The sequence below is a fragment of the Polaromonas sp. P1_G4 genome, assembly GCF_056405475.1.
On sequence record NZ_JBFUCA010000480.1, the window covers coordinates 1 to 3290 of the forward strand.

Consider the following 3290-nt stretch of genomic DNA (forward strand, 5'->3'; position numbering starts at 1 on the left):
ACGGTTTGTTTAAAAACCGTCAAGGCCTGGTCTGGCGTGGCAGAAGGAGGGTGCTCAGGGGCCGGGCACAACCAGCGTCCACGGCGTTTTTTGCCACGCCAGGACTTCTTCCTGCAGCAGATGGGCCGATTGCGGGAAGGCCTGCGCCCAGCCGGCGCGGCAGTTCAGTACAAAAATCTTTCCGGGCTCGGCGCTGCTTTCGAGCTGGAGGCCTTTGAGGTCAGGGTCGCGCCGGGCGTGGCAGAGGATGACGGCCAGGCGCAGGCACAGCAGTTGCTGGATGAACACGCGGTCTTCGAAATTGACTTCAAGCTTGCGCAGCTTGCCGCGGTGGCCCAGCACCAGAAGGCTCAGGCGATGCAGTTCGGGCAGGGCAAAGCCCGGCGCGTCGGCGTTGTCCAGGATGTAGGCGCCATGCTTGTGATAGTCGCTGTGCGAGATCTGGCTGCCGATCTCGTGCAGCTCTGCGGCCCATTCCAGCTTGCGCTGGAAGCGGGCAGATTCCGCAGCGGGCATGCCCTTGCCGGCCATGACGAACAACTGCCTGGCGACTTTGCTGACGCGTTGGGCCTGTGCGTTGTCGGTATTGAATTTGCTGGCCAGGCGCTGCACGGTGGTAGAGCGCAAATCGGTCAAATCCTGCTCACGGTCCACCAGGTCATAGAGCACACCATGGCGCAAGGCGCCTTGTGCGGCTTCCATTTGCGCGATGCCCAGGAGATCGAACACGGCCCTCAGCACGCTCACACCGCCGCCTATGACGGCGCGCCTGTCGTCTTTCATGCCGTCGAGCTTGAGGCGGTCGGCGCTTTGCGCCTTGAGCAGCCGGTCCAGCAGCCAGTCGAGGCCTTCTTGCGTGACCATGCCCGCGGGCCAGCCCGAGGCTGTCAGTACGTCGCTAACGGCGCCAATCGTGCCGGAAGACCCATAGGCGGTGTCCCACGCATCGGCGCGGTAGATATTGACGGCTTCGTCAAGCACCGCCTTGGCGGCGACCTCTGCCGTCTGGAAGGCGCGCGGGGTGAACTGCCCGTCGGGGAAATACTTCATCGACCATGCCACGCTGCCGACGCGATAAGACTCCATGGTCCTCGCGTCCAGCCCCTTGCCGAGGATCATTTCGGTGGAGCGCCCGCCGATGTCCACCACCAGCCGGCGTTCATCGGACTGGGGCAGGAGGTGGGCAACACCCTGATAAATCAGGCGGGCTTCTTCGCGGCCCGGGATGACGTCAATGGCAAAGCCGAGGATTTTGTGGGCGCGCGCGAGGAACTCTTCGCGATTGCGTGCTTCACGCAGGGTCTGGGTGGCAACGGCGCGAACCTGGTACTTCTTGAAGCCGGCCAACCGTTCACCGAAGCGCGCCAGGCAGTCCCAGCCGCGCTGCATGGCTTCCGGGGTCAGGTTTCGGTCGGCGTCCAGCCCGTTGCCCTGGCGAACGGTTTCCTTGAGGTATTCGGTGCGGTGAATCTGGCCAGCATCAAAGCGGCCGATTTCCAGCCGAAAGCTGTTGGACCCGAGGTCTACAGCGGCGAGCAGCGTTCCATTTTGCATACCTGAGTTTAAGCTCCCAATATAGCCATCGCGCGGGACTCTCATCAGCATTTCTGGGTGCCTAGCCGATCAACCGGCCGTCGACGGTCATCATGCTTTGCGTGACGTAGGTGCCGCTTCTGCGCTGGGGATTGAAGCTGATGCTGAATCCGCCCACATCGAACTTTGTGCGGCGCTGAAAGGCGGCCAGAACGCTCTGGCGGTTCAGGGGGCCGTCGACGTCATTGAGCACTTCGTAGGTGTAGCGTGCTGCAATGAATCCTGCCAGGCTCAGCGGCGTGGGCGGCTCGTCGAAGAGGCGCGAAAGCGTTTCACGGTAGCTTCTGACCACCGGAAGGCTGGCATTGACCAGGGGTACCGGCTGGGTGGCGATGACCGGCGTGTTGCGCGCCGCGCCMATCTGCAGCATGGTTTGCAGGTTCACATCGGCCAACGCCACGACATAGCGCTGGCGGGCCTGCTTTTCCAGGCCCTGGGTGAATTCGGCGAGCTCCGGCGTTCCGCCCACAAAAAGCAGCACTGCGGGTGTACGGGGCGTGAGTTTCTGGCCCAGCGCGCGCAGGTCGTCTGTTGCCTTGAAGGGCTGCAGCTTCAGTTGCATGTCCAGGGCAATGCGCTCGACATCCGAGTGATAGGCCGCGTGATCCTGTGCTGTGGCGTAAATCGCACCCAGCTCCTTGAGGCCCATGGTTGAAAGGCTTTTGAGCGCATAGGCAATCTGTTCCTGGCGCGCGGCGAAGATGGGAAAGGTCTTGTCGTCGATCTCGAGGCTGGAGTTTTGCAGCCACGGGGCGGCGTGGGGGATGCCCAGCCCGCCCTGGCGGGACAGCGCCACGATCTGGCTGGCAACCTGGTCGCCGACACTGCCGGAAAGCACCATGCAGGCGGAGTTGTCCTTGACCGAGTCCAGTGCCGTGCGCAGGCTTGCGGGGGTGCCGTCCGTTTCAAGTGCCAGATGCTGGACCTGCCTGCCGCGGACGCCGCCGCGCAGGTTGATGTCCTGCCAGGCGGCGCGTGAGCCGATCAGGAAGTCCTTGGAGACATCCTGCTGGGCCTGGGAAAAATCAACCGGCTGGGCCACGACGATGCTGCGCGATGAAGCGCCCTTGCCGGGCTGGGCCCAGGCTGGGCTCGCAATTGCTGCGGCAACCAGGCCGGCGCGGCGAAGCAGCCGGCGGCGACTAACTAAAGGCATTTGAGCTGGCATGGATGTTCCCCGGTGCGAGGCGACTTGCCGTGCACGGATTGCTACTAAAACAATAGCTGCTTGCGCAGGCTCGATAAGGTCTGGAGCACGAAATTGCACAAATTCAATAAAAAACGGGTCAAACCTTCCGGCTTGACCCGTTCCAGCACCCGTGGGCTTATTTGGCGGGCGGAATCAGCACGCTGTCCACAATGTGAACAACGCCATTGGTGGCGGAAATGTCGGCGGTCTGGACCATGGCGTCCTCGATGGTGACGAATTCGCCGGCCTTGGAGAGCGCCACATTGGCGCCGTTGACGGTTTTGGCGTTGCCGTTTTTGACGTCAGCTGCCATCACCTTGCCGGGAACGAGGTGGTAGGCCAGAACCGCCTTGAGTTTGGCCGGGTCTTTGGCGAGCTCGTCCATGGTTTTGGCCGGCACTTTGGCGAAAGCCGCGTTGGTGGGCGCGAATACGGTGTAAGGGCCGGTGCCCTTGAGTGTGTCGGTCAGCCCGGCTTTGGCTACAAGGCCATTTAGGGTGCTTAGCTG

3 protein-coding genes are annotated in these 3290 nt (G+C 62.7%); all 3 read right to left on the minus strand.

All coding sequences use genetic code 11. The features are described from left to right. Positions 1-54 precede the first annotated feature (54 nt). The gene (ppx, locus tag AC1D1X_RS19095; protein WP_477670892.1) at positions 55-1554 is read right to left on the minus strand and encodes an exopolyphosphatase; all 1500 of its coding nucleotides are present in this window, start codon (positions 1552-1554) and stop codon (positions 55-57) included. A 61-nt stretch (positions 1555-1615) separates the two neighbouring features. Further along, positions 1616-2749 (minus strand): ABC transporter substrate-binding protein, encoded by a 1134-nt coding sequence (locus AC1D1X_RS19100; RefSeq protein WP_477698903.1) that lies wholly within the window; start codon positions 2747-2749, stop codon positions 1616-1618. Positions 2750-2918: 169 nt separating this feature from the next. After that, positions 2919-3290 (minus strand): fasciclin domain-containing protein (locus AC1D1X_RS19105; protein WP_477698904.1); only part of this gene is annotated, 372 nt, incomplete at its 5' end.